A 26,568-nucleotide genomic window follows, 5' to 3' on the forward strand; every position below is an offset into this window, starting at 1 on the left:
TCAGGCCCACATTTATGCCTGAGCGCCGAAGAAATCTTGGCGAAGAATTCTGGGAGAAATTCTACATGCGTTTGATTTCACTGGTAAATGCCTTGCTCGTTGTCGTCGCGCTGTTTCTGCTAGTCTTCGAACGCGACGCCCTTTTCGCTTTGGCTGGCCGTGCGGAAGCCGACGAAAATGTCGCTTCTGACGCACAAGGTGAGGCTGTTTCGGGGGCTTCTCAGGCCGTCGTCGGTGTTGTTGCCGTTAGGTCATCCGCACGCGAAATCGACAGTGCTGTTCTGCTGCGTGGGCAGACGAAAGCCAACCGGCAGGTCGAAGTTCTGGCCGAAACAACCTCGACCGTGATCTCAGATCCCAAACGCAAAGGCAGCTTTGTGAAAGCCGGCGACTTGCTGTGTGAACTTGATCCGGGCACGCGTCCAGCCAGCCTGGCCGAGGCCATGGCGGGCAAGCTAGAGGCCGAAAGCCGTATCCCCGAAGCCGAAGCCCGTCTGGAAGAGGCGCACGCCCTGGTCGCAGAGGCCGAGATCAATCTGACCGCCGCCGAGCGCCTGTCTGAAACCGGGTTCGGCTCGGAAACACGCAAAATTTCAAGCCAGGCGGCCATGCGCACAGCCGAGGCAGGGATCAAGACCGCCGAGGCTGGGCTTGAGGCGACACGCGCAGGCATTGAAGCCGCCATCGCCGAAGTCGAAGCCGCGCGGCGCGAAATTGATCGTCAGACCATTGAGGCACCTTTTGACGGTCTGCTGGAAAGCGATACGGCTGAACTGGGTAGTCTCATGCAACCGGGGTCTTTGTGTGCGACCGTGATCCAGCTGGACCCGATCAAGCTGGTTGGCTTTGTCCCCGAAGCCGAGGTCAACCGTGTGATTGTCGGGTCCGAGGCCTCGGCAACATTGGTGACCGGGCTGCAGGTCGCCGGTCGCGTCACATTTCTGAGCCGATCGGCCGACGAAACCACGCGAACCTTCGAAGTTGAAGTTACCGTTCCCAACCCCGATCTTTCGATCCGCGACGGTCAGACTGCGGATATCCGCATTGCCGCGGAAGGCGCCAAAGCCCATCTGCTGCCGCAATCGGCCCTGACCCTGAACCACGAAGGAAAAGTGGGCATACGAACGATCGGCAGTGGCAACGTGGTCGACTTCAAGCCTGTCAGTCTGCTGCGCGACTCGTCAGAGGGCGTATGGTTGGGTGGGCTACCCGAAACCGTTGACGTGATTGTTGTTGGTCAGGAATTCGTAACCAGCGGTGTGACGGTTGAGCCTACATACAAGGAACCCTCCGAATGACCGGTATCGTCAGTTGGGCCGCTGGCCGGGCCCGCATGGTCCTCGCCTTTATCGCGATTTCGCTGGTGATCGGTGGTTTTGCGTATGTTGGCCTGCCCAAGGAAGGCGAGCCGGACATCGAAATCCCTGCCCTGTTCGTTTCGGTTCAGTTTCCAGGGATCTCGGCCGAAGACTCTGAGAACCTTCTGGTCAAACCGATGGAGACCGAACTGGCCGACCTGGACGGCTTGAAAGAGATGACCTCGACGGCGGCAGAAAGCTATGCCGGGGTCGCGCTCGAGTTCGACTTTGGCTGGGACAAGACAGCCATCATGGCCGATGTGCGCGACGCGATGAACAGCGCTCAGGCCGAGTTTCCGGACGGGGCCGAACAGTACTCCCTAACCGAGATCAACTTTTCCGAATTCCCGATCGTGATCGTCAACCTGACCGGAGCAGTCCCCGAACGCACGATGGCGCGCGTTGCCAAAGATTTGCAGGACGATCTTGAGGCCATGGACTCGGTTCTGGAAGCCGGCATTGCGGGCAACCGGGACGAACTGCTTGAGGTCATCATCGACCCGTTGCGGCTTGAAGCTTATGACGTCACGGCCGCTGAATTGATCAACGTCGTCCAGAACAACAACCAACTGATTGCAGCCGGTGAGGTCGAAACCGAACAAGGTACCTTCTCGGTCAAGATTCCTTCATCGTTCAAAACGGCTCAGGACGTGTATGACCTGCCGGTCAAGGTGAACGGTGACCGCGTCGTCACGATGGGAGAGCTGGCGCAGATCAATTATACGTTCGAGGATCGCGAAGGCACTGCCCGGTTCAACAGCGAATCCACCGTCGCCTTGCAGGTGGTCAAGCGCAAGGGCTTCAACCTGATCGACACGGTTGAAGACGTCAAAAAGACCATTGCCGAGGCTCGCACCAAATGGCCGCCCGAAATGCAGGCCGCGATCCAGCTTGGCACATCGAACGACCAAAGTCGCATCGTCGGATCAATGGTTAGCCAGCTCGAAGGCTCGGTCCTGACGGCGATTGCACTGGTTATGATTGTGGTGTTGGCCGCATTGGGTACACGTGCAGCCCTGCTGGTCGGGTTCGCCATTCCGACCTCGTTCCTTTTGTGTTTCGCCTTTCTTGCAGTCATGGGTGTCAGCATCTCAAACATCGTTATGTTTGGTCTGATCCTTGCGGTGGGCATGCTGGTCGACGGCGCGATCGTTGTCGTGGAATATGCTGACAAACGCATCAAGGACGGCGTCGGGCCAATGCACGCCTATGTCGAAGCCGCCCAGCGGATGTTCTGGCCCATCGTGTCCTCGACCGCGACAACGCTGTGCGCGTTTCTGCCCATGCTGTTCTGGCCCGGTGTACCGGGTGAGTTCATGGGCATGCTTCCGGTCACCCTGATCTTTGTTCTGTCAGCCTCGTTGATCGTTGCCCTAATCTACCTGCCGGTCATGGGCGGTGTTTCGGGCCGTCTGAGCCGTATGTTTGACCGCGCCTCGCACTGGCTACGTGCGCGGTTCTCATGGAACATGCGCGCCCTGATGGTGCCGCCCGCCCTTCTGCTGATGTTCCTGGGCGCGATGCAAATGTTGAACCCAGCCTTCCTGATCCCTGCGGGTGGCCTTTTGCTGGGCGCGGTTCTGTTCATCCTCGGAGCTTTTGCTGGGTCGATCACTCTGAGCGCGATCAAGATCGAGCGCGCTCCGGATCCGCATGTGCATACTGCGCGCGAACACACTCCGTTCGGGCATGTCATCAAATTCCTGGTTGGCAACCCGATCATGCCGGTCGTTTCCATTGTCGTCGTTGCAATTCTGGTAATGGCGGTCATGTTCGCCTACGGCAATAACAACCGCGGGGTCGAGTTCTTTGTCGAAAGCGAGCCGGAACAGGCCACGGCCTATGTCCGCGCGCGGGGCAATATCTCGTTGGCGGAAAAAGACGAGATGGTGCTGGCTGCCGAGCAAATCATTGGTGCCCATCCTGCGGTCATCAATGTGTTTTCGTTTGCGGGTGAAGGGGGGCTGAACCAGAACAACGGTGGCGCACAGGCACCGGCCGACACGATCGGTCGCGTACAGTTCGAGATCATCCCGTGGGAGGACCGCCCTACCCTGTCCGAGCCGATCCTCTTTGGCCTTTTGGACCGCCAGACGATCGCTCCGGAGTATGACGGTGACTTCGTTCTGGATCAGTTGAACGCGGAACTGGCGACGTTGCCAGGAATCGTGGTTGAGATCCTGCCCTTGGAACAAGGCCCGGCTTCAGCCAAACCGGTGCACCTGCGCCTCAAGGGCGACAACCGAGAGCAGCTGACAGCCGCCACGACTGCCGCACGGGCGGTGTTCGATAGAACTCCCGGCCTGATCAAGATCGAGGACACCCTCCCGCTGCCGGGTATCGACTGGCAGATTGACGTCGACGTCGCAAAAGCGGGCCGGTTTGGCGCAGATGTAGCGACCGTAGGGGCGATGGTGCAACTGGTCACGCGCGGCCTTTTGCTGGGGGAAATGCGCCCCGAAACGGTCGATGAAGAGATCGAGATCCGTGTCCGCCTGCCCGATGAAGATCGCGTCTTGTCGACGCTGGATACTCTGAAAGTCCGGACAGCCGACGGACTGGTCCCGCTTTCCAACTTTGTCACCCGCCAGCCGGTTGCAAAACTGGCCGAGATCAACCGTGTCGACCAGCAGCGATACTTCGATGTGAAGGCGGATGTGGAACCGGGCCTCAGCAAGGTTACAACTCAGGCCGCTGACGGCACCTCCACAAGGTTGGCCGTGCTGCGACAGGTCGCTGCAGACACGACTGCAACCGATCTAAGCCTGACTGGCACCAACGGCGTCGAGTACGATGTTGTGTTGCTGACCGGGTCTGAAAACGTGGGCGCCCTTCAGGCGTTGATCGACGAAGGGTCTGCGTCGATCTCGCCGGTGAACCCCAACGAACGCATTGCAGTGCTGACAGAGTGGCTGGACACGAACCCCTTTGGTCCGGCGATCTCTTGGGAATGGACCGGCGACCAAGAGGAACAGGCCGAATCCGGGGCTTTCCTTGCCAATGCATTCTTGGGTGCGCTGGGGTTGATGTTTGTGATCCTGTTGGCGCAATTCAACAGCTTCTACAACTCGGTTCTGGTGCTGTTGGCGGTGGTGCTGTCGACCACCGGTGTGTTGCTGGGCATGATGGTAATGCAGCAACCCTTCTCGATCATCATGACGGGGACAGGGATCGTAGCTTTGGCCGGGATCGTGGTGAACAACAACATTGTTCTGATCGACACCTATCAGGAATACAGCCGCTACATGCCTCGGATCGAGGCGATCATCCGCACCGCCGAGGCCCGTATTCGTCCGGTTCTGCTAACCACCCTGACCACTATGGCAGGTCTGACCCCGATGATGTTCGGCCTGTCGCTGGACTTTATCAACGGTGGTTATTCCATCGACAGCCCGACTGCGCTGTGGTGGAAGCAACTTGCAACAGCCGTGGTCTTTGGTTTGGGAATTGCCACCATCCTGACCCTGATCGTCACGCCATCATTCCTTGCCCTGCGCGTCTGGGTTTCGACCTATGCAGTGTTGCTTGCGAAACTTGTGGTCCGTGCGTCCAGCGGTCAGTCCAGCCAGGTCGCCAAAGACATGGAGACCGATAAGGCTGCACTTGAAGCACAATCGGCCGAAGTGATCTGGGACGACAAACCCGAAGACCCGCGCAAGGACACTCCACCAGGGTCACCTCTTAGGGCCGCTGAGTAATACATCGGGGTCGGCAGTGCCGGCCCCGCTTCTTTACAGGCGCGTCCAGGATTGATGAGCGCAGATATGATGCTCGCAGCCCTTCACCCGCAAAGTATCGCCCTCAAGCGTCATCTGCGGCACGGCATCCACGTCAATCAGGGGAACCCAGAATTCGCCCCCTCCGTATTTGCCATTGCCTTCGCTGGTCACATCCCAAAACAGTTTCTTACCGATGTTGGGCGTCTGAACCTCTTTGCCCGACGCGTCATACGCCGACAGGATTTGCCCGCAAAACGCATCGCCACACGCGGTGATCTTGATGTGCGACGTCAGGTTCTTGCGATCCGGCTCGGTCTTCCAGACGCCTATGATCGGGTCATCTCCGGCCCAAGCTGCACTGCATGTCAGCGTCGCCACGCAAACAAAGGATATCCACGAAAACTGACGCATTCCAACACCTCCGGAGAATATCCCGAAGTCTAGCACAAGATTACGCTGCTTGCGCATCCGATTGCTGCCGGTTCCACAATTGCGCGTACCGCCCTTCACGCTGCAGCAATTCGTCATGAGTGCCTTGTTCGATGATCTCGCCACGTTCTAACACAACAATACGATCGGCCTCGGCGATTGTGCTAAGACGATGGGCAATGGTTAGCACCGTGCGTCCTTTGCCAGCTTGGGCCAACGCGTCCTTGATCTCTTGCTCAGTGTCGGTATCCAGCGCCGAGGTCGCTTCGTCCAGCAAGAGGATCGGAGGGTTCTTGAGCAACGTGCGCGCGATCCCAACCCGCTGCTTTTCCCCGCCTGACAGTTTCAGCCCACGTTCCCCAACCTTAGTGTCATACCCTTCGGGCAAAGTAACGATAAAGTCGTGGATTTGCGCCGCTCTTGCGGCGGCTTCGACATCCTCTTGTGTGGCACCATTGCGGCCGTACGCGATGTTGTAGCGGATCGTATCGTTGAACAATACGGTATCCTGCGGGACAACTCCAATGGCCGAATGCAGGCTGGTTTGAGACACGTCCCGTACGTCCTGCCCGTCGATTTTCAATGCCCCGCCGGTCACATCATAGAACCGAAACAGCAGACGCCCTATTGTGGATTTACCCGACCCTGTTGCCCCCACGATTGCCACAGTCTGCCCCGCAGGAACGGTCAACGACACGCCCTTCAGGATTTCACGGTCAGGATCATACCCGAACCGGACATCCTGCAGCGTCACCTCGCCGCCAGTCACATCCAGCGCGGGCGCATTGGGCTTATCCGTTACCTCGGCCGGCTGCTCTAACAGATCGAACATCTGCCCCATATCAACCAGAGCCTGCCGGATCTCACGATAGACCGTTCCCAGAAAGTTCAAAGGCACTGTAATCTGGATCATGTAGGCATTCACCATCACGAAATCGCCCACGGTTAATGTACCCGCTTGCACGCCTAGCGCGGCCAGCACCATGACCCCGATCAACCCACAGGTAATCAGGAAGGACTGCCCGAAATTCAGGAAAGCCAATGAGTACGCCGTTTTGAGCGCGGCCCCAGCGTAAGCCTTCATCGACACGTCATAGCGTTCAGCTTCGCGTTCTTCCGCATTGAAATACTTGACGGTTTCAAAATTCAGCAGACTATCGATGGCGCGTTGGTTGGCTTCGGTGTCCTGATCGTTCATCTCACGGCGCAATTTTACGCGCCATTCAGTCACCGCAAAAGTGAACCAGATGTAAAGCGCGATGGTGACCGCGACCACAACCAGATACCACACGTCGAACAACCACATCAGGATGATCGCAACCAATAGCAGCTCAAGGATCAAAGGCCCGATAGAGAACAACAGGAATCGCAGCAGAAAATCGACCCCCTTGACGCCACGCTCGATGATCCGGCTAAGGCCACCGGTACGGCGGGTCACGTGATAGCGCATCGACAATTGGTGTATGTGCTGAAAGGTCTCAAGCGCCAAGGCCCGCAATGCCCGCTGACCGACAGGTGCAAACGCCGCATCTCGCAACTGCTGGAACCCCACCGTCATCATCCGCGCAACACCGTAAGCGACCGTCAGCCCAACGGCTCCGAGTGCAAGCGGAGGCACCCCCTCGGCGGCAAGGCTGTCAACCGCGCCCTTGTAAAGGATGGGCGTGTAGACAGCGATCAGCTTGGCGATAACCAACATACTCATGGCGATAACGACACGTCGTTTCACCCATGGCTCATCCTCGGGCCATAGATAGGGCGCGACCTTGCGGATCGTTCGCCAGCCGGAACGGCGTTCGTCGACCTTGGGCATGTCTTCAGAATGCATATGGGCTGCTCGTCTCATCACGTACCAAAACTGCGGTCAGAGATTGGCCCCTGACCCAAGAGGGTCAGAGGTACAGGATTACTCGGGAATGGTGAAGACCTGCCCTGGATAGATCAGATCAGGATCACGGATCGCATTGCGGTTGGCTTCGAACACACGCACAAACAAAAGCCCATCCCCATAGCGATCACGCGAGATTGCCCACAACGTGTCGCCCTCTTGAACAGTGACCGAACGGATGACCGGCGCATCGGGTGCGGCAGACCCATTGGCGGTATCAGCAGCACGCAGAACCTCTAGCGGTTCGCGTTTGAAGGGCGTCTCAAGACGGCTGACGACGGTTCCGTCCGTACCGACCTCATCCACCCGCAGGGTGTAAACACCGGGGTCGACCCCCTCAAGCTCGCTGCGCCACTTACCGTCATCGGTTGGCGGCAAATCCGCAACCAATCGGTTGTTCAAGTAAAGGCGCACCACCGAACCGTCAGGTACGCGGCCCGTCAACTCGACATCACCGGCGTCAGAATACCCGATAGTGTCCAGTGCAACCTGATCCGATGCGTTGTCCTGCGGAGACGCAGGTTGCACCAGCTCAACCCCGTCTTCACCCGAACGCAGTATCGCAACCTGTTGATTTTGGGTTTCTTCCTGCACAGGCTCTTCCGGAGCGTCAGGCACAGCATCCGCGGTCGGAGCGGTTTCCGCTTGCGCGGTGTCAAGCTGTTCGCCGCCCTGTGTCGGGGCGCTCGTCTCGTTCTGTTCATCGTCGGACTGCTGACTGGCGCTCGCGACCTGATCATCCTCGGGCGCTGACGTCTCGGTCTGCGCGGTTTCAGCACCTGCCGAAGAGGATTCCTGCGATTCGGGCGTTGCTGGCGCGTCTTCAGCGGGTTCAGCCGCCGCAATTTCGACCTTGGGCTCGGGCAAGGCGGCGATCAAGTAGTCATCCGACCGGACCGGCTGATCGCCTCTGTCTGTCTCCAACACAAGCCCCCGCGCGGTGTTGGCGAACGGGATCGTGACGAATACGGCAAACTGGCCGCTGCCGTCGACCGTAAAGCTGTGCAGAGTTTCCCCATCCAGCAGGACGCGCACCAAAGCACCTGGCTCAGCCGAGCCGGACAGAACCGCGTTCCCGTCCGGTTCAACGAAAATCTGATCAAGAGTCGGCGGTGACAATTCGGGCGCCGCTTCAGTTTCTGCTTGGGCCGTTTCGGCTTTCGGCTCTGCGGGAGTCTCGGTCTCTTCCGCTTCTGTGTTTTCCGAAGGGCTTGGTTTGCTGCCTTCACCCTCGGACACGGCCGCGCTTTGCTCTGTTGCGGTGTCTTGAACCGGCTGATCGACTACATCCGTTTGAGCGCCCGACCCTTCGGGCTCTTGGTCAAACACCCCGGACATATAGGCCCCCGTGGCCCCGACCAGAACCAGTATCCCGATGATCACCCCCCAGGTGACAGGACCGGTGCTTTCGCTTCCCGACTTGGCGTCCATTTTTTTCCTTTCACTCCGCAGCGCAAATGCTTTGACTTCCACACATTCTGCGTGACGGTTGAGCCAATCTATCAATCCCGCTATCAGGGGTCAAAACCGCAGTTACAACCCCGGAGAGCCTATATAATGACCCAGAAATCCGTCTGTGTGTATTGCGGGTCACGCAATGGTGTTAATTCGGCCTATGCACAGGCTGCGCGCACATTCGGGCAGCACCTTGCCAAAGAAGGCTGGCGTCTGGTCTACGGCGCCGGAGATGTGGGGCTGATGGGAGAGGTCGCCCGCGCCACACAAGACGCAGGAGGCGACACGTTCGGCGTCATCCCAGTTCACCTGTTGCAGCGCGAGGTTGGCAAGACCGACCTGACCCGTTTTGTGATCACCGAAACGATGCACGAGCGTAAGAAGGTCATGATCATGAACGCGGATGCGGTTGTCGTCCTTCCCGGCGGCCCCGGATCGCTGGACGAGCTGTTCGAAGCGTTGACATGGCGCCAGTTGGGCCTGCACGACAAACCCATTCTGGTGATGAACGTGGACGGGTATTGGGACGCCCTGCACGATCTAGTGCAGCAGGTCATTGGTCAGGGCTTTGCCGACGCTTCGCTGGGCGATTTCATTACGTGGGTCGACGGGCCGGAAACGGCCATGGCAAATCTGCGGACACTGTTGGCCGCCTCCAGGGGATAAGCAGGCGAGCGTGTCGCCTGCTTTCGGAATTTAGTCTAAGTTGCAGGCTTCAAACGGTTAATCAAAACCTGCTCGACCTTATGGAGTGGGTGGTTGGTCAAAGTCTTGTCAACTTCGGCCACGACCTTGCCCAGCACTTCGCTGTGCAGACGCCGACGCAAAAGGCCCAGGACATGAGGGCTGGCGACCAGGACAAGCCGTTTATACGCTCCCTTCAACCCCTTTCGGTTCAACAGGTTAGCAACGTCTTGCACGAACAGAGACTTTGCCTGCGCTTTCCACTTGGGTTCTTCAACCGCGGATTTCTGGTTCGGACCAGCATCAGCGCGCCGCCCTGCCCGATCCGATGGTCGGCCTGCCGGCCCGTCGGTCTCTTCGACGGAAACAATCATCAAATTCGGGTCTTCCGCGTCCGTAATGTTCTCCATGAACAGTGCTTTTTCGCCGTCAGCAATGACAATCCAAGTTCCCTGTGAAAGTGCGACCATCGTGATCTCCTGTTGTGGTTTTATGTGACCATCCCTTGTTCAACGGACATAGGTATCCCTTTGCGCGCCAACGGTTTTTCAGCGCGCTGCTTGAGCTTTTTTAGTAGATTGGCGGCTCTCTCCCTCCGCCTAATATAGCTAGGGACGACCGAGGCCCGTACAATACTCATTCAGATTAATTCGAATTTATCGGCGGGAAACTACCGATGGGTACGCTACCGAACCAGAAGCGGATGAAGATGCTAATATGCGAACCGGCAATCAAAGTGTGCCGCAAAGTACAACCAATTCAATTTCTGCCCTGCGAGACAAAGCTGCCGTTGGCCGCACCGCAGCACGCCTTACCCGAATGATTGTCCGGTTGGCGGACATTGGTGCCATTCGAGGAAAGCCTTTAGCCCACGCTCTCAAAATTCCACTTGCTAAATCTGAACTTTGACGGGGACACGAAACCCTCAAGCTCGGGTCGACCGAAATCAATGGCGGTAGACGTAGTCAAACCGATGCTGTACCGTGAGCCGACGGCAGAACAGGCAGAAGCAAGTCCTTACTATTTCCGGGGGGGGAGATAATGCCGCGAAAACCACCGAAAAACGATAGCGAAAGCTCTGTAATTTACTTAGACGTGCTTGCGTCCAAAAAGAACTTCGATAGATTTATAGATCACCTTTATACTGACGAGGAGAATGTTCCTCACTTCGATTTTTATTCCGCCAAAGGAAAACAGGCTCCGGTTCATGTTGTTGGCAGCGATGTCAGTGAGGATGTTATTCTCACTGACTTGGACGATGTCGCCGAAATGGGTGACGGTAACGATGTGGTCGTCGGACTGTATGGGAATGATACGATCTCGGGCGATGACGGTGACGACTACTTGTTCGGAGATACGGATTGGGCAGTTGGCTTCGGCCAGAACTCCGACGATGTTTTGAACGGCGGAGCAGACGACGACCTGATCGTAGGCGACGCTCCGAACCTATACGGCGACACTGTCGGAGGTAACGATATCATTGTCGGAGGAACTGGAAACGACGACCTCTGGGGAGATGGTTCTCTCTTTGAAGAGGCCCAAGGAGGAGCCGACAGTTTCGTTTTTGAACCGGACAGTGGGCTAGATACCATCCATGACTTTGAGGTGGGAAAAGATAAGCTGGATATTTCCGGGTATGGTATTGCCGAGACAGAGTTCTTGTCGTTGGATATTCAAGAGATAAACGGTAATACCATCATCGACCTCGATGGCACCGCTTTGGACTTGAACGAAATTACACTTCTAGGAGTCGTCGGTGTAAGTGCTGATGATTTCGTCTTTGCCTAGTGTGGAAAGTCGCGTGAACCACCATTGATGCAGTCATTCGCTGCGCTTGATCCAAACGTCTCCTTTGGGCTCAAAGTGGTCATAGAAATGAAGAATGCTGCCGATTCCTCAACCTCCTGCAGCAACCGTTAATTTCAAAAGAAAAAGGCCTGCTCACTTACGCAAGCAGGCCCTCAAAAACGTACTACCCGTCAGCCGATCACATCCGCGAGGCGACGTTTTCCCAGTTGACCAGATTGTCTAGGAAGTTGGTCAGGTAGGCCGGACGCTTGTTGCGGAAGTCGATGTAGTAGGAATGCTCCCACACATCGCAACCCAGCAACGCGGTCTGACCAAAGCACAACGGGTTCACGCCGTTTTCGGTCTTGGTGACAGCCAGCGAGCCGTCTGCGTTCTTGACCAACCACGCCCAGCCCGAGCCGAACTGGCCAGCACCTGCAGCGCTGAACTGCGACTTGAATTCGTCAACCGAACCAAAGCTTTCGACCAGAGCCTTCTCCAACTCACCGGGCATGGCGTTATCGCCGGGGCCCATCATCTCCCAGAACTGGTTGTGGTTCCACAACTGGCTGATGTTGTTGAAGATACCATTCTGGGCGACAGCATTTGCGTCATAGGTGCCCACGATGATCTCTTCCATCGACTTGCCGTCCCATTCGGTTCCGGCGATCAGCTTGTTGCCGTTGTCGACATAGGCCTTGTGGTGCAGGTCGTGGTGATATTCCAATGTTTCCGCGGACATGCCCTTGGCTGCCAGCGCGTCATGTGCATAAGGAAGATCAGGAAGTTCAAAAGCCATCTCGGCCCCCTGTTGAAATGATTGTTGCGGTTCCAAAGGTTAAATGCTTTGGCAACGGCCATAGGTCAAGGGCAGAGACAAGAAAACCCGGAGGTCCGCGATGCTGACACAGGCGCGCAAGATGTTTTACCGCGCCCGCGGATACTATGCAGGCAGTCTGAATGGAGAACGGTTTCGGCTGGACCCCTACCATTCGAAATTCTGGCGCAAGGCCACTGCTGGCTTGTGGGAGCCCGAGACTTTTGCCGTGTTGGATGCTCATCTGAAACCCGAAAGCGATTATTTGGATATAGGTGCATGGATCGGCCCCACCGTTCTTTACGGCGCGCGGCGCGCGCGACATGTATGGTGCTTTGAGCCTGACCCCACAGCTTACCGGTACCTGGCCTGGAACATGGATTTGAACAACGTCCGCAACGTCTCGGCCTTTGGCGTAGCCCTGTCGGATCGGTTCGGCGTTGCACGTATGGCCTCGGTAAGGGGAGAGCCCGGTGATTCCACCAGTTCCCTTTTGCATGACGCGGCTCATGGCAGTGATGCGCTGACCATTGCCTGGGATCAGTTCGAAGCTGCGACCGATCTGTCCAGTGTGTCGCTCGTTAAAATGGATATCGAGGGGGCAGAATACATGGTTCTGCCCAGCCTTATTCCGTTTCTAAAAGTGACCCGCCCCGCGCTTTATCTTTCTACCCACGCGCCGCTTTTGCCCGAGGCGCAACGTCAGGATCGAATGGCCAAACTGGCGGATTTGTTGTCGTTTTACCCATCTTGCCGCAATGCCAACGGCGAAGAGGTCGGGGAGCAAGCCCTGACTGCGCCAACGTCGTTGAACGGTTTTCAGTCGTTTGTCTTCAGCGCTTAAGCTTTTTCCCAGCCGCTTGTAGATCTAAAACAAGGTAGGCGCGGATATCGGTTGGCAGCGCCCAATTCCACTGGGTCGGTTTCCCAAATTGGCCTGCGGGAAACTTGCCGACATCTTTAACTTGTTCGTCTCGGGGTCGACTGTCGCAGTATACGACACACGGTATTGGCGCGTAGAGTTTGAGGACAGTGTAAGGCGCCATGACAATCGGTATTCGCCTTTTCGCGTGAGTTTGAACTTGGCATTTGCTGGTGTGTTTTCATCAACCCGCGCAAGCTCATTGGCAGAGCGGATTGCGCCATCGAACGCCCGCGCGCGTTTATTGTCAGCATCGACACTCAGCAAAACAACCGGAGGAATCCATCCTTGCGCTTCCAAGCTGTGTAACTCGCACTCATAATTCACGATGCCCGCCTGAGCAGACACCGTACACATGACAGCCGCGATCGAATACAAAAACTGTTTCAAAATCCTAGTCTCCTAAATCAGGATTTGGGGGTTCCAATAGCTTTGCAACGTCCTTTTGCAAAACCGTCGCGCGCCGCATATGCGGATACAGTGGAAGACTTTGTAATCGCTTTCATCGTTCTGCAATCCAAAGCAATCGAGAACTCCTGATCCCTCAGATCGATTGCATCAATACGCGATTCATTACCTGCATACGTTCTTCCCGTGGCCGCATACAAATAGGTCTGACCGACCGACGCGATCGACAATTTGATCGGAGAATCTAGTCGGATTCGGCCCGACCCTGTGTCAGTTACGATGCCCGGAATCTCGAGCTCATGCGGCAGAGCAGAACGCCCGAATTCGTCCACTGAAAACACCACTTTCTCAGGTGTCGGACGATTCGCCAGGCCTTTGCCGAATGTGCACTCCAAAGTTTCTTTATATGTCTCAGCCAAAACCACTGCTGGCGAGACGATGAATGCGGCACAAACCGCAGTCATTCTTAGTGAAATCATTAATTCCGTTTACCCTAGCAGCACTGTTGAACACTATCGGCACTCCACACGTCATACGTGAAAATATCAGCCAACACTCCAACAATGCGTGTCGCTTGAAGGAAATCCATTCTTACGTCACGAACTAAGCCTATCCAATCAATCACAACTGTGCTGTCGCAGCAACAAAAAGGGCCGCCAGGTTCCCCGGCAGCCCAAAAATCAAGCATTTAAAAATGCTTAGTAAACACCAACCTCACTGCCCGGTTGCGCCGCAACCTTAAGCAGTTTGAACGCGTAGTCTGCAACTGATCGGAAGCAAACCACGCGGAAGGTCTCGGCGTCGTCCATCCAGAACGCACCCGCAACCTGCGCCAAACGCGAGCGGCGGATCTGGCCGGGCTGGAAGGTATCTGCCGACAAATCAACCGGAGCCAGCTTGCCCATTACCTCACGCGCAGAAGATCCCGAAACGCAGAACACCGCCCTGGCATCCGAGACGTTCACGGCCAGCGCATGTGTGCCGCTAAGCGTTTCAGTCATCTGCGCCAGTTTGGCGTTCACCGCTGCATAGGGCACCAGCACCAGCAATTCGTCCGGAGACATCCAGCACACGCCGGTATCCCCATTGACGCTTGCCTCGCGCTGACCGGGCACTTTCTGCCCGGTAGCGTCCTTGACGGCCTTGGCCAGTACCTTGTCCGACAGATCGCCGCGCAGGGTGATCATTCCCTGCAAGCCGCATTCCGTTACCTTGGCGATGCCGTCATAACTGGCGTGGTTCAGTGCGCTGATGGGTTCAGACATTCTGCTTCTCCCCGTCCTTGTCGTAGAAGATCTGATCGACGATCTTGGCTTTGTAGGTTTTGCCGTCGGTGCCCGGGAACTCGACAATCTCGCCCATCCGGTCAGGACCGTGCTTGATCAGGCCCATGGCGATGCCCTTGCCCAGATTGGCCGAGTAATAGGTCGAGGTGACGCGCCCGATCATGTTGCGCTGCCCGTTGGCATTGACGCCCTCGCCCACCGCATAGGCACCATCGGGAAGGACAGAACCATCCACAGTCTCAAGTCCGACCAGTTTCCAACGGTCCGGATCGGCCATATGGCTGCGCGTGTGGGCGCGCTTGCCCAGATAGTCCTCTTTCTTTTTCGACAGCGCCCAGTGTAGCCCCAGATCTTGCGGGATCACGGTGCCGTCTGTCTCGTCCCCGATCATGATAAAGCCCTTTTCGGCCCGCAGGATGTGCAGACATTCGGTGCCGTAAGGCATCACGCCGAACTCTTTGCCCGCGTCGACCAGAGCATCCCAGAACGCCTGACCCTGAGACGCGGGAACCGCGATTTCATAGGACAGTTCACCCGAGAACGAGATGCGGTAGGCCCGCGCATCGAACGCGCCGATCTTGCCGTCACGCCATTCCATGAAAGGCAGCGCTTCTTTCGAGACATCCATGCCGCCGCCTGCTTGGGCGTTCAACTTCTCCAGCACCTTGCGGGCGTTGGGGCCAACAACAGCAACCTGCGCGTATTGCTCGGTGACGTTCGCGACATAGACTTTCCAGTCCCACCACTCGGTCTGCAGCCATTCTTCCATGTGACCATGGATACGCTCGGCACCGCCGGTGGTGGTGTGGCACAGCCATGTATCTTCGTCGATCCGCGCGACAACACCGTCGTCGATCAGGAAGCCGTTCTCTGAACACATCAGGCCATAACGGCATTTGCCGATCTTCAGCGTGGACATCATGTTGGTGTACAGCATGTCCAGGAACTTGCCCGCGTCGGGGCCCTTGACGATCAGCTTACCCAGGGTCGAGGCGTCCAGCAGGCCGAGGTTTTCACGGGTGTTCTTCACCTCGCGATTGACCGCGTCATGCACGGATTCACCGGGACGGACATAGGCATAGGTCCGACGCCAATGGCCGACCGGCTCCCAATCAGCGCCGTTCTTGTCGTGCCAGTTGTGCATCGGGGTTTGACGGATCGGCTGGAACACCTCACCGCGTGCCTCACCGCCGATCGACGCCAGCGAGATGGGCGTATAAGGCGGGCGGAAGGTGGTGGTGCCGACCTTCGGAATCTCTGAATCCAGGGCATCAGCAAGGATCGCCAAGCCATTGATGTTGCTCAACTTACCTTGGTCGGTCGCCATGCCCAGCGTGGTGTAACGCTTGGTGTGTTCGACGCTTTCGTAACCTTCGCGCGCCGCCAGCTGAACGTCGGATACTTTGACGTCGTTCTGGAAATCCAGCCAGGATTTCATCCGCAGCCCGATCTCGGCATTCGCCGGCATCAGCCAGACCGCCGCCATCGGAGCCTCAGCCGTGGTCTCACCGACCGGGGCCTTGGTGCGCTTCGCTGTGAACCCGGCCGCCTTGGCCGCTGCTTTACCCGCCGCATCAGCGTCGGTCAGAACATCGCCCAGCGCCAGCGGACCATTCGACGAGCCCGCGGCCAGCACGAACCCTTCGCCATCAGCACCAAGCGGAGGTCGCGACGGGTCAGGACGGAAATGCGCCTGCGCCTCGTCCCAGATCAGCTTACCGCCGCAATGCGACCACATGTGAACGACCGGAGACCAGCCGCCCGACATGGCGACCGCGTCGCATTCGACCTCTTCACGCGCGCCACCGATGCCTTCCTGATTGCACAGTTCGACCTTTTTGACGCGTTTGCCGCCCTTGACCTTGGCAATCGCTTTGCCGGGGTCAACGCGGATGCCGAGTTCGCGCGCCTCATTCGCCAGCGGACCAGCCGTGTCGCGTGCATCGACCACGCGCAGCACATCCACACCGGCTTTCTTGAGGGTGATCGCGGTGCGATAGGCGTCGTCGTTATTGGTGGCCACAATCACACGTTCACCGGGGGTCACGCCCCAGTTCACCACATAGTCGCGCATGGCCGAGGCCAGCATCACGCCCGGCACATCGTTGCCCGCAAAGGACAACGGACGCTCGATCGCGCCGGTGGCGGTTACCACTTGTTTCGCGCGGATGCGCCACAGCCGGTGACGTGGGCCTTGGGTGCCCGGTTTGTGATCGGTCAGGCGCTCATATCCCAGCACGTAACCGTGGTCATAAACCCCGGCCCCCATGCAACGATTGCGCATCGTGACGTTGTCCATTGTTTCGAGTTCGGAAACCAATTGTTCCACGAACTTATCCACAGGCTCGTCATTGATCGTGCCGCCATCAACCGGAGCACGCCCTCCCCAATGGGCTGTCTGCTCGATCAGCATGACTTTGGCACCGGACGCGGCTGCCACCTTCGCAGCCTGCAGACCCGCCACACCGCCGCCGATCACCAGAACATCGGTGAAGTGATAGAAGTGCTCATAGGTGTCCGCATCGCGGTTGTCTTTGTCGGGCGCTTTGCCCAGACCGGCGGACTGACGGATGAACGGCTCGTAGACGTGTTTCCAGAACGGTTTCGGATGGATGAACATCTTGTAGTAGAAGCCAGCCGGCAGGAACCGCGCCAGCGCCGTGTTCACGGCACCAATGTCGAACTCGAGATTCGGCCAGTGGTTCTGCGAGATCGAGGTCAAGCCATTGAACAGCTCGGTCGTGGTGGCGCGCTGGTTCGGCTCGAACCGGTTGCCCTGCCCCAGACCGACCAGAGCGTTCGGCTCTTCCGCGCCGCTGGCGACAACGCCGCGCGGACGGTGATATTTGAACGACCGGCCCATCATCATCTGATCATTGGCCAGCAGCGCCGAGGCAAGCGTGTCGCCGTCGTAGCCCTGCATCGAGGTGCCGTTAAAGGTGAATGTGACCTGTTTCGACCGGTCGATCAGCCGGCCTTGATTTGCGAGACGGGTGCTCATGTTGCGGACCTTTCGCAGGCGGAATTACGGGTGGCTGGGCGGATCATTCGAACTCTCTCCAGGTCCAGCCGGCGCGCTTGGCGGTTATCGCTTCGCGGATTTTTTTGGGCGGCTCGGAGGTCTGGGCCGAATAGGTGCCAAATACCTCTAGCGTGTCCGTCGCACGCGCGGCGTGGAACCACTTGCCGCAGCCATTCACGTGACGCCAGCGTTCAAAGTGAACACCTTTGGGGTTTTCACGCATGAACAGATAGTCGTGGAACTCGTCATCAGACGAGCCGGGGCCAAAGCGCTTCAGATGCGCCTCGCCGCCAGCGGCCAGTTCAGTTTCTTCGGCATCGACGCCGCAATAGGGGCAATTCAGGATCAGCATATGGTCATCCTCTTCTCGGTCGGTCGACACTCGGGCCGACCAGAATTCTGTGTTGTGGTCACTTCGGGCAGAGGCCTTAGTGTGCCACCCCGGCGGCGACGCTTTCGTCGATGAAACGGCCTTCCTTAAAACGGTCCAGCGTAAAGGCTTCGGTCAATGGCGAATGGCCCGTGGCCATCAGTTGCGCCATACCCCAGCCCGAACCCGGAATGGCCTTGAAGCCCCCGGTGCCCCAACCCGCGTTGATAAAGCATCCACCCAAAGGCGATTTCGACAGGATGGGCGAGCGGTCGCCGGTCATGTCCACAATACCGCCCCACTGGCGCAACATCTTCAGGCGCGAGATCATCGGGAAGGTCTCGACCAATGCGCGCACGGTTTCCTCGATATGGTGGAAACTGCCACGCTGGGTGAAGTTGTTATAGGCGTCAGTACCGCCACCGATGACCATCTCGCCCTTGTCGGATTGCGACATATAGCCGTGCACGGTGTTGGCCATTACGACCACGTCCATGCAGGGTTTGATAGGCTCGGACACCAGCGCTTGCAGCGCTACGGCCTCAAGCGGCAGACGGAAGCCCGCCATCTCAGCCAGTTGACCGGAATGGCCCGCGACCACGATGCCTAGTTTTTCACAGTCAATCGCACCTTTGGTGGTGTCGACGCCGACAACGCGGCCATTGTCCTGACGTACGCCAGTGACTTCGCATTGCTGGATGATGTCCATCCCCATAGCCGAACACGCACGGGCATAACCCCAGGCCACCGCATCGTGACGCGCGGTGCCACCGCGTTCCTGCCAAAGACCGCCCAATACCGGATAGCGCGGCCCGTCCAGATTGATGATCGGCACCAGCTCTTTGACGCGCTCGGGCGTGATCCATTCGGTCTTCACGCCTTGCAACGCGTTGGCATGGGCCGTGCGCTGATAGCCACGGATCTCGTGCTGGGTTTGCGCCAGCATGATCACCCCACGCGGACTGAACATCACGTTATAGTTCAGGTCCTGGCTCAGATCTTCGTACAGGCTGCGCGCCTTTTCATACAATGCCGCCGACGGATCCTGCAAATAGTTCGACCGGATGATGGTCGTGTTCCGGCCGGTATTGCCACCGCCCAGCCAACCCTTTTCGATCACCGCGACATTCTGGATACCGTAGTTCTTTCCAAGGTAATACGCCGTGGCCAGTCCATGGCCGCCAGCACCGACGATGATCACGTCATATTTCTTCTTTGGCTCGGGCGAGCGCCAAGCGCGCTCCCATCCTGTGTGATAGCGCAGCGCTTCGCGCGCCACAGCAAAGGCTGAATAGTGTTTCATAAGCGAATCCATCCGGTTCGGTGATTGTGCGCAGATATGCCGTGTAACGACAGTATACCCCTGCCATCCAACGCCGTAATAGCGCACTATTGCGACATAGCCCTCAATATTGCGACATGAAGTCGTCTCGCGGCCATTTGCCCCTTTTTTCCGACTGCTCGCGGGTCTAAGTCAAGGCAGCCATTTAGGAGCTAACATGACTTTCTGGGCCCTCTTGATCCTGACCGCACTGCTGATCGCAGTGTTCCTTGGATATTCTATGCTGAAGGGACGCAAAGACCGCGAACCCGCAGCCGCATTTGACCTTCGCGTTTATCGCGAGCAGTTGGCTGGTGTGGACCGTGATCTTGCACGTGGTGTGATCAGTGAGGCCGATGCGGAACGGGTGCGGACCGAAATCTCGCGCCGGATTCTGTCTGCTGACGCGCAGATGCAAGCGCAGGGGACACAGGTTGGCCCTCCGGCCTGGGCCAATACGGTGGCTATTGTCGTGGTTGCCGCTGTCCTGATCGGCGGCGGTTTTTGGATGTACCGCCAGATGGGCGCCGCCGGATTGCCGGACCAGCCCTTGTCGCTACGTAAGGAGTTGGCCGAAACAATGCGGGCCGAACGCCCCAGCCAGGCCGAAGCCGAAGCCGAAGTTCTACCTGACTTGCCCCAGCAGCTGGACGAAGGATACGCCAACCTGTTGCAACAGCTGCGAAATACGGTTGCCGAACGTCCCGACGATTTGCAAGGGCACGTACTGCTTGCCCAGCACGAGGCGAATGCTGGCAATTTTGCAGCCGCATACAAAGCGCAGCAGCGGGTGATTGAACTCTCGGGTGGAGCGGTCCCTGCAGATGCTTACGCACATCTGGCCGAAATGATGATCCTGGCCGCTGACGGATATATATCACCCGAAGCCGAAGACGCACTTCGGCAGTCTTTGCAACGCGATCCCCGAAACGGCCCCGCGCAATACTATCTTGGACGGATGATGACACAGGTTGGCCGTCCTGACATCGGATATCGCATCTGGGTCGAGGCGCTGCGCACATCGCCCGCAGACTCGCCCTGGGCACAGGCCATGCGCGCCCAGTTGGAGGAGTTGGCGTTCCGCGCCGGTGTCTTCAACCCACCAAACATCCCGGCCCCGTCCGGACCGTCTCAGGAAGACGTGGAAGCCGCCGCAAACCTGACACCGGAAGAACGCCAACAGATGATCATGGGCATGGTCAACCAGCTTTCGGATCGACTGGCGACCGAGGGCGGACCGCCCGAGGACTGGGCGCGGCTGATCAGTGCGCTGGGCGTGTTGGGTGAAGGTCAGCGCGCGATCGACATCATGCAAGAGGCAAACGCGGTCTTTGCCGGGGATGCCGAAGCGCTGGAGATCATTGACGCCGCCGCATTGCAGGCCGGGATCGCGCAATGATCCATGACGCGTTCGAGGATTTCGCCGCTTCGCTCACACCGATGACCGCATTGATGGGATTGGATCTGGGCGAAAAAACCATCGGTGTGGCCGTCTCGGACCGGATGCGCGGTGTGGCCAGCCCTTTGGAAACCGTTCGGCGCAAAAAGTTCACTCTGGACTCTTCGCGCCTGCTGGAATTGATCGCCGAGCGCGAGATCGGAGGGGTCATTCTTGGCCTGCCGAAAAACATGGACGGATCAGAAGGTCCGAGGTGCCAATCCACGCGCGCGTTTGCCCGCAACATGATGCGTTTGACCGAAATTCCCATCGGGTTCTGGGACGAGCGTCTCAGCACGGTTGCGGCAGAAAAGGCACTGCTCGAGGCGGATACGACACGAAAACGTCGCGGACAGGTTATCGACCACGTTGCAGCAGGCTATATTCTGCAAGGAGCGCTGGACAGATTGCGCTTTCTCTAAGGATCGGATGACACCAATGACAAACATGGTCTGGAAACGGAACGAGGTCGAAAGCCCCTGCGTCCAGATTTGTGTCGTTCACCCGACCGAGCGGATCTGCACTGGTTGCTATCGGACCATCGACGAGATCACACGTTGGTCCAAGATGGACAGTTCCGAACGCGCCGAGATCATGGAAGCCCTGCCCGCACGAAAGCCGCAGCTTGCGAAACGGCGTGGCGGTCGTTCGGCCCGCCTGAACAAATCCTGAGCCACAGGCTGAGCCTGCGCCGTTGCAGGTTGGTCTGAACTCCGAGGGGGTCAAGTTCGAAGACAAGTGGTGAGTGAGTGGCAACCCACAACGGCGCGCTTCAGCATTGGTGTTTTCCAGACGTGGTAAGACCGGAAAACCCTTGAACCCTATTTCTTTTTTGACTGACTGATCAAGAAATAATAAGAGGCGAGCATTCTTACCTTGTGTCAACCTAAGGGCGATCAAACTTGATGGTGCCGGTTATCCTGCAGCCAGCCAAGTTTTCGCGTGCTCAATATCTTCCGACGGGAAATATTGGGTTCGGGTGCCCAGCACATGACCGGCCACGCGTTGCGCCATATGCTGCCAAGCCTTGTCGCCAACAATCGCCGCACGATCCAGCAACCCGATATGACCGCGTGCCAGTCGGAAATGCGCAGCCAGAGCAGACAATCCCTGCCATCCGTCAAACTCCCGCAGGTCGATCAGCAGGCGAAAACCGGTTTTTCCTGCAAGCATCTGGTCCAGATGCGCCTCGGCCTTTTGATACTCTTCGGGGTCAACCTTACCCAACAGGCTGATCTGAACGCATGGCCCACCAAGATCGGTCACATGGATCGACCCGAGGGATTCGCGGATCCAACGGCGCGCTGTTTCGACCTCGGACAGTTCAAAAACCTGGACCGGACAAGGCAAAATCGGAGCCGCCAATCGCACACTGGTCTGAACCCAACTCTGATCGGCCACCACGGCAATCCGGTCGAACCCGCGCCAATGGCTTAGGCCCAACTTGGTGTCCGCCCAAGCAGCACCCAGGTCGTACCCTTTGAATTCTGGCTGAACGATTGCCATCAATCGAACGGTTTCATGTTCGATCAGCGCGGCCTCGATGGCGGGAATTAAAGTATCGCTGTAATCCGCGCTGGTGACTTCGCCGGACAGCTCGACCTCGATCTGTGCTCCGTCGGCGAGTGTGTGGACCGTAATCATGACCCCATACCTCCTAACCAATACATGGCTGTAGGTTACGGGGATTCGATCCACTCGGCCACACCGCCTTGGAATTCCGGGCGGAAATAGGCGATCATCCGACCATCTGGCCCAGCCGAAGCACTGTCCGACCAAGGGGCCACCCCATGCAGGCAGTGACGATGCAAAAGATACGTCTCACCAGGACTGGCGGGCAATTCCAGGCGAGTGCAGGTCTCGAACACCTCGCGTCGGGCAGACTGATAGATGTCTGTAACATCCACCTCGTGCAACGTATCACGCGGTCTACTATGCAGAGCCTTTTCGAAAGCTGCCCGCAAGACCTTGTGGCTGCCTTCCCATAAAACCATCGGCGAAGCATCAGCGCTCACTTCGGTCAGCGGAAGGCCAAGTATCCAGGCGTGCGGTTCGTCCACTCTGCGGCGACGGTCAGGACCCATAGGGCGCAACCCATCCACATGCGCTGCATCACGGTTGCGTCGGTAACGCCCGGCTGCCTCGCTTTCGCCGCGGCGTAGCTTGGGGTAGCCGGGATACATCACAGATACCTGCCCCTTGTGCAGCGGCAGAGTTCCATAATACTCGGTCACGAATTCCAGCGCCTGGCCCTGCAGCGGCCCTGATCGCCCCACCCTGCCCTCTGCATCATTGTCCAGCGCATCAACACCGATGAACCATGTGCCTTCGCAGTCCATCCATTCGGCATGGGCCGGATCAACGACTGCAGCCCGAGCAGCTGGCAGAGCGTGTGCTACCCATTCAGCGACGGCGGGGTCATAGGGGAACTTTACCCAGCCTTTATGCCAAAACGTCGTCAAAGGCCCATCGCTTTGCGCAGCATGTTAAGGGCCACCAGCGTCAGGAAAACGGCAAAAACACGTTTGAGAGGTTTGGGGTCCATCGCGTGGGCCAGCTTAACCCCCCAAGGGGCGGTGATCATTGTCATCGCCACAACAATCGCAAATGCCACCAAATTCACCGCGCCAATGGTCATTGGCGGGCGGTGTTCAGGTGCGATATTCAAAAACAGAAACCCGATGACGGACGGAACCGCGATGATCACCCCAAAGCCAGCTGCCGTCGCAACGGCCCGGTGAATGGGCGTGTTGAACAGGCTCATCAAGGGCACACCAAAGCTGCCGCCTCCGATCCCCATCAATACCGACAGAAACCCTACACCCGGTGACAAAGCGGCCCGGCGGAGCCCCTTGGGCATCGCGTCCCCAAGCCGCCATTCAGATTTTCCGAAACCCAGATAAGCACCAATCACCATCCCCAGAATGCCGAACAGCGCCTGCAGTGCCTCGGTGTGTAGGGCCGAAGCCACGGTAACTCCGATCACTGCCCCGATTGCGATACCCGGCCCCCAGCCGCGCAAAATTTCCCAGTCTACGGCCCCTTTTTTGTTGTGGGCCATCACGGACCGGACCGAGGTCACGATGATGGTCGCCAGAGACGTCGCCAGACACAATTGCATCAATTGCGGGCCGCCGTAGCCAAGGGTTTGAAACGCATAGAAAAATGCAGGCACCAATACGATGCCGCCGCCAACCCCTAGCAAGCCCGCCAGAACTCCGGCCAATGCGCCGATCACCAGCAATAGGCCCAGCATCTGGGCCAGCAAAAACGTTTCGGGCATTCCCCCCCCATATCGGCCGGTTGGCCGCTTTTTAACTCACTTCGACCTGCGCGTCGGGCGCGACCCGATCCAGCGCCTGCAGCAGAACCTCTGGGCCTGCCCCCTCGTGAACGGCACCTTCGGACAAGACACGCCGCCATGCACGCGCCCCTGGCCGCCCTGCAAACAGCCCAAGCATATGACGGGTGATCTGATGCAAACGCCCGCCGCTGGCAAGGTGTTGTTCGATGTAAGGCACCATCTCATGAACCACCTCGAACGGGTCCGCAGGTTGCCCAGCCTCAAAGATCGACGGATCTGCCCCTGCCAGGATGTCTGCAGGCTGGTGATAGGCAGCGCGTCCGATCATAACCCCATCAAGGCCGGCATCCAAATGCGTGCGCGCCTCCTGCAAAGAGTTTATTCCACCGTTGATCGAGATATGCATGTCGGGAAACAACGCCTTCATGCGGTGCACCAAGTGATAGTCCAGCGGAGGGATATCGCGGTTTTCCTTTGGACTCAGCCCTTGAAGCCACGCTTTACGTGCGTGGATTGTAACCCTCTGGCAACCCGCAGCGTGGATCGCATCCAGAAACGCTGGCAGCACGAGGTCAGGATCCTGATCATCTACTCCGATCCGGCACTTCACGGTGACCTCGACGCCTACAGCCTCGCGCATCGCCGCAACACATTCGGCTACACGCGCGGGATCTTTCATCAGCACCGCACCAAACGTGCCAGATTGCACCCGGTCGGACGGGCAGCCGCAATTCAGGTTGATCTCATCATAACCTACCTCGGACCCCAACCGCGCGGCTTGCGCCAGCTCTTGCGGGTCCGAGCCGCCCAGTTGCAACGCCACAGGGTGTTCCTGCGGGCTGTAGTCCAGCAGATGCATCGCCCCACCCCGAACCAACGCCGGGGCCGTTACCATTTCCGTATAGAGCAAAGTCTGACCGCTCAGCAGTCGATGCAGAAACCGGCAATGACGGTCCGTCCAATCCATCATCGGCGCAACCGAGAGCCGCGCCGCCCGCCGAGTTGTGGCGTGGTTTGAATGTGCTATCTGAACCTCTGGCATTTTCCTGGCTTTTACCTCGAAACACATCTTACGAGGGGGGCGTCTAGCACTGTTTAGACCATAAACGCCACAGGCAAAGCCATCCAAGCGGACAGCAAAGGCGGGTCAAATGCCATAACGGCTAAGTATCATCTCAACACTGCTGTCAATCGTGGCCGTCATTTCGGCCTCACTCAGGACGCTGCCAGTGAAGACCATCGGCCAGAATGCCTTGGCCTTGATCAACCCGATGAACTCCTGCCCCGCACTTTGAGGGTCGTCTATCCGCAACTGCCCGTCTTCTGCCGCGTCCTTCAGCATCGACACAAATATCGCAGTCTTATCCAGTTTGCCCTGCGCCGCTGCCGCCAGATCGGGGTTGCGCAAAGTTTCGCTGATAACCATTCGGGACATCGCCATCACCTCGGGCAACATCAGGATGCGCCCTTCGGCCCATGCCAGTTCGATCAGTTGCTCCCGGATATCACGGCCTTTTTCATAGCGGATATCCAGTACACCGGCAAAGCGGTTTGATAGCTCGACCACAATAGAGCGAAACAGGTTTTCCTTGCTTTCGAAATACTTATACAGCGTCCGCTTGGACACTTCGGCGCGGGCGGAAACACGGTCCATGCTGGCGGCGGCGAACCCCTTTTCCTGGAACTCGGCCACCGCAGCCTCGATGATCTGAGCGTGTTTGGCCGCATTCGGCGCGCTGCATTCGTTCATGTCTGAAAGCTATAGTCCCATTGACATGACAAGGTCAAACACTAGGTAAACCCACGGGTTTACACGATTGAAAACGTCACTTATGGTAAACCCGCAAGTTTACCGATTCAGGTAGCCAGCCCAACATGGAGTATCCCCCCTCATGTCACTGACCTTGAAACTGAACGGCCAGACCCACACGGTCGACGCCGAACCCGGCACCCCCCTGCTTTGGGTGATCCGGGATGAGCTTAAGCTGACCGGAACCAAATTCGGCTGCGGCGTTGCGTCCTGCGGGGCCTGCACCGTGCATCTGAACGGCGAGCCCGTGCGTTCGTGCCAAACCTACATCGAAGACGTCGAAGATGCCGAGATCACCACGATCGAGGCCGTGGGCGACGACAAAATCGGCGCCGCAGTCCAGCAAGCCTGGGTCGAACTGGACGTGGTTCAGTGCGGCTATTGCCAGTCGGGTCAAGTTATGTCGGCTGTCGGGCTGTTGTCCGAAAACCCCAAGCCCTCGGCCGAGGAAATCGACGAGTACATGTATGGCAACGCCTGTCGCTGTGCCACCTATCAACGCATCCGCGCCGGCGTCCAGCGCGCGTCCGAGATTCTGGAGGCCTGATC

General features: G+C 57.9%; 25 protein-coding genes. 9 read left to right on the plus strand and 16 right to left on the minus strand.

Annotated elements, in window-relative coordinates; all coding sequences use genetic code 11:
* Nucleotides 1-65: 65 nt before the first annotated feature.
* Together ABWV79_RS02900 and ABWV79_RS02905 are read left to right on the plus strand one after the other, a co-directional pair.
* The gene (locus ABWV79_RS02900; RefSeq protein ID WP_170752513.1) at nucleotides 66-1,298 is read left to right on the plus strand and encodes an efflux RND transporter periplasmic adaptor subunit; all 1,233 of its coding nucleotides are present in this window, start codon (nucleotides 66-68) and stop codon (nucleotides 1,296-1,298) included.
* Nucleotides 1,295-5,056 (plus strand): efflux RND transporter permease subunit, encoded by a 3,762-nt coding sequence (locus ABWV79_RS02905; protein WP_353390341.1) that lies wholly within the window; start codon nucleotides 1,295-1,297, stop codon nucleotides 5,054-5,056. Before ABWV79_RS02900 ends, ABWV79_RS02905 begins: the two co-directional genes overlap by 4 nt.
* 33 nt (nucleotides 5,057-5,089) lie before the next feature.
* Here the strand turns inward: ABWV79_RS02905 and ABWV79_RS02910 are convergent, their stop codons facing one another.
* The 3 genes from ABWV79_RS02910 to ABWV79_RS02920 all read right to left on the minus strand — a co-directional run bounded on the left by ABWV79_RS02910 (nucleotide 5,090) and on the right by ABWV79_RS02920 (nucleotide 8,825).
* Entirely contained in the window at nucleotides 5,090-5,488 is a 399-nt protein-coding gene (locus tag ABWV79_RS02910; protein WP_170354569.1) for a DUF2147 domain-containing protein, read from the minus strand.
* A 40-nt stretch (nucleotides 5,489-5,528) separates the two neighbouring features.
* Nucleotides 5,529-7,334: an ABCB family ABC transporter ATP-binding protein/permease gene (locus ABWV79_RS02915; RefSeq protein ID WP_353390342.1), complete on the minus strand. Its 1,806-nt coding sequence runs from the start codon at nucleotides 7,332-7,334 to the stop codon at nucleotides 5,529-5,531.
* A 78-nt stretch (nucleotides 7,335-7,412) separates the two neighbouring features.
* Nucleotides 7,413-8,825 (minus strand): LysM peptidoglycan-binding domain-containing protein, encoded by a 1,413-nt coding sequence (locus tag ABWV79_RS02920; protein ID WP_353390343.1) that lies wholly within the window; start codon nucleotides 8,823-8,825, stop codon nucleotides 7,413-7,415.
* A gap of 126 nt (nucleotides 8,826-8,951) precedes the next feature.
* Between ABWV79_RS02920 and ABWV79_RS02925 the strand changes: the two genes are divergently transcribed.
* Nucleotides 8,952-9,515 carry an LOG family protein gene (locus ABWV79_RS02925; RefSeq protein WP_170724415.1) on the plus strand — a complete coding sequence of 188 codons (564 nt, stop codon included), beginning with the start codon at nucleotides 8,952-8,954 and terminating at the stop codon, nucleotides 9,513-9,515.
* Nucleotides 9,516-9,550: 35 nt separating this feature from the next.
* Here the strand turns inward: ABWV79_RS02925 and ABWV79_RS02930 are convergent, their stop codons facing one another.
* A complete protein-coding gene (locus ABWV79_RS02930; protein WP_170354573.1) occupies nucleotides 9,551-10,003 on the minus strand; it encodes a host attachment family protein in 453 nt (150 codons plus the stop codon).
* A 571-nt stretch (nucleotides 10,004-10,574) separates the two neighbouring features.
* Here ABWV79_RS02930 and ABWV79_RS02935 point away from each other — a divergent pair.
* Nucleotides 10,575-11,321, plus strand: coding sequence for a calcium-binding protein (locus ABWV79_RS02935; RefSeq protein WP_353390344.1), 747 nt, complete (start codon nucleotides 10,575-10,577; stop codon nucleotides 11,319-11,321).
* Nucleotides 11,322-11,520: 199 nt separating this feature from the next.
* Here ABWV79_RS02935 and ABWV79_RS02940 read toward each other — a convergent pair whose 3' ends face one another.
* Nucleotides 11,521-12,120, minus strand: a complete 600-nt coding sequence (locus ABWV79_RS02940; protein WP_170354575.1) for a superoxide dismutase — start codon at nucleotides 12,118-12,120, stop codon at nucleotides 11,521-11,523.
* Between the two features lie 100 nt (nucleotides 12,121-12,220).
* Here ABWV79_RS02940 and ABWV79_RS02945 point away from each other — a divergent pair, with 100 nt between their 5' ends.
* Complete coding sequence (locus ABWV79_RS02945; RefSeq protein ID WP_353390345.1) at nucleotides 12,221-12,982, plus strand: FkbM family methyltransferase; 762 nt, start codon at nucleotides 12,221-12,223, stop codon at nucleotides 12,980-12,982.
* A 24-nt stretch (nucleotides 12,983-13,006) separates the two neighbouring features.
* Here the strand turns inward: ABWV79_RS02945 and ABWV79_RS02950 are convergent, their stop codons facing one another.
* From ABWV79_RS02950 to ABWV79_RS02975, 6 genes are all read right to left on the minus strand, one after another.
* Nucleotides 13,007-13,450 (minus strand): hypothetical protein, encoded by a 444-nt coding sequence (locus tag ABWV79_RS02950; RefSeq protein ID WP_353390346.1) that lies wholly within the window; start codon nucleotides 13,448-13,450, stop codon nucleotides 13,007-13,009.
* 17 nt (nucleotides 13,451-13,467) lie between these two features.
* Nucleotides 13,468-13,947, minus strand: coding sequence for a hypothetical protein (locus tag ABWV79_RS02955; protein ID WP_353390347.1), 480 nt, complete (start codon nucleotides 13,945-13,947; stop codon nucleotides 13,468-13,470).
* 219 nt (nucleotides 13,948-14,166) lie between these two features.
* Nucleotides 14,167-14,733 (minus strand): sarcosine oxidase subunit gamma, encoded by a 567-nt coding sequence (locus ABWV79_RS02960; protein WP_353390348.1) that lies wholly within the window; start codon nucleotides 14,731-14,733, stop codon nucleotides 14,167-14,169.
* On the minus strand, nucleotides 14,726-17,755 hold the full coding sequence (locus ABWV79_RS02965; protein WP_353390349.1) for a sarcosine oxidase subunit alpha family protein: 3,030 nt from the start codon (nucleotides 17,753-17,755) through the stop codon (nucleotides 14,726-14,728). Before ABWV79_RS02965 ends, ABWV79_RS02960 begins: the two co-directional genes overlap by 8 nt.
* Nucleotides 17,756-17,798: 43 nt before the next feature.
* Entirely contained in the window at nucleotides 17,799-18,128 is a 330-nt protein-coding gene (locus ABWV79_RS02970) for a sarcosine oxidase subunit delta (RefSeq protein WP_353390790.1), read from the minus strand.
* Between the two features lie 76 nt (nucleotides 18,129-18,204).
* A complete protein-coding gene (locus ABWV79_RS02975; protein WP_353390350.1) occupies nucleotides 18,205-19,449 on the minus strand; it encodes a sarcosine oxidase subunit beta family protein in 1,245 nt (414 codons plus the stop codon).
* A 196-nt stretch (nucleotides 19,450-19,645) separates the two neighbouring features.
* Between ABWV79_RS02975 and ccmI the strand changes: the two genes are divergently transcribed.
* Genes ccmI through ABWV79_RS02990 form a run of 3 tightly spaced genes read left to right on the plus strand, consistent with a single transcriptional unit; the run spans nucleotide 19,646 to nucleotide 21,577 of the window.
* On the plus strand, nucleotides 19,646-20,866 hold the full coding sequence (ccmI, locus tag ABWV79_RS02980; RefSeq protein ID WP_353390351.1) for a c-type cytochrome biogenesis protein CcmI: 1,221 nt from the start codon (nucleotides 19,646-19,648) through the stop codon (nucleotides 20,864-20,866).
* Nucleotides 20,863-21,327 carry a Holliday junction resolvase RuvX gene (gene ruvX, locus ABWV79_RS02985; RefSeq protein ID WP_353390352.1) on the plus strand — a complete coding sequence of 155 codons (465 nt, stop codon included), beginning with the start codon at nucleotides 20,863-20,865 and terminating at the stop codon, nucleotides 21,325-21,327. Before ccmI ends, ruvX begins: the two co-directional genes overlap by 4 nt.
* Nucleotides 21,328-21,343: 16 nt before the next feature.
* Nucleotides 21,344-21,577, plus strand: a complete 234-nt coding sequence (locus ABWV79_RS02990) for a DUF1289 domain-containing protein (protein WP_170354584.1) — start codon at nucleotides 21,344-21,346, stop codon at nucleotides 21,575-21,577.
* Nucleotides 21,578-21,820: 243 nt separating this feature from the next.
* Here ABWV79_RS02990 and ABWV79_RS02995 read toward each other — a convergent pair whose 3' ends face one another.
* The 5 genes from ABWV79_RS02995 to ABWV79_RS03015 all read right to left on the minus strand — a co-directional run bounded on the left by ABWV79_RS02995 (nucleotide 21,821) and on the right by ABWV79_RS03015 (nucleotide 25,959).
* On the minus strand, nucleotides 21,821-22,549 hold the full coding sequence (locus ABWV79_RS02995) for a SpoIIAA family protein (RefSeq protein ID WP_170752487.1): 729 nt from the start codon (nucleotides 22,547-22,549) through the stop codon (nucleotides 21,821-21,823).
* 35 nt (nucleotides 22,550-22,584) lie between these two features.
* Nucleotides 22,585-23,367: a hypothetical protein gene (locus ABWV79_RS03000; RefSeq protein ID WP_353390353.1), complete on the minus strand. Its 783-nt coding sequence runs from the start codon at nucleotides 23,365-23,367 to the stop codon at nucleotides 22,585-22,587.
* On the minus strand, nucleotides 23,364-24,188 hold the full coding sequence (locus ABWV79_RS03005) for a sulfite exporter TauE/SafE family protein (protein WP_353390354.1): 825 nt from the start codon (nucleotides 24,186-24,188) through the stop codon (nucleotides 23,364-23,366). Before ABWV79_RS03005 ends, ABWV79_RS03000 begins: the two co-directional genes overlap by 4 nt.
* A gap of 31 nt (nucleotides 24,189-24,219) precedes the next feature.
* Nucleotides 24,220-25,251, minus strand: coding sequence for a tRNA dihydrouridine(20/20a) synthase DusA (gene dusA, locus ABWV79_RS03010; protein ID WP_353390355.1), 1,032 nt, complete (start codon nucleotides 25,249-25,251; stop codon nucleotides 24,220-24,222).
* A 105-nt stretch (nucleotides 25,252-25,356) separates the two neighbouring features.
* Nucleotides 25,357-25,959 carry a TetR/AcrR family transcriptional regulator gene (locus tag ABWV79_RS03015; protein ID WP_170752481.1) on the minus strand — a complete coding sequence of 201 codons (603 nt, stop codon included), beginning with the start codon at nucleotides 25,957-25,959 and terminating at the stop codon, nucleotides 25,357-25,359.
* 142 nt (nucleotides 25,960-26,101) lie between these two features.
* Between ABWV79_RS03015 and ABWV79_RS03020 the strand changes: the two genes are divergently transcribed.
* The gene (locus ABWV79_RS03020) at nucleotides 26,102-26,566 is read left to right on the plus strand and encodes a (2Fe-2S)-binding protein (protein ID WP_170752479.1); all 465 of its coding nucleotides are present in this window, start codon (nucleotides 26,102-26,104) and stop codon (nucleotides 26,564-26,566) included.
* Nucleotides 26,567-26,568 lie beyond the last annotated feature (2 nt).

Source organism: Ruegeria sp. HU-ET01832 (assembly GCF_040371315.1).
GTDB classification, from domain to species: Bacteria; Pseudomonadota; Alphaproteobacteria; order Rhodobacterales; family Rhodobacteraceae; genus Ruegeria; species Ruegeria lacuscaerulensis_A.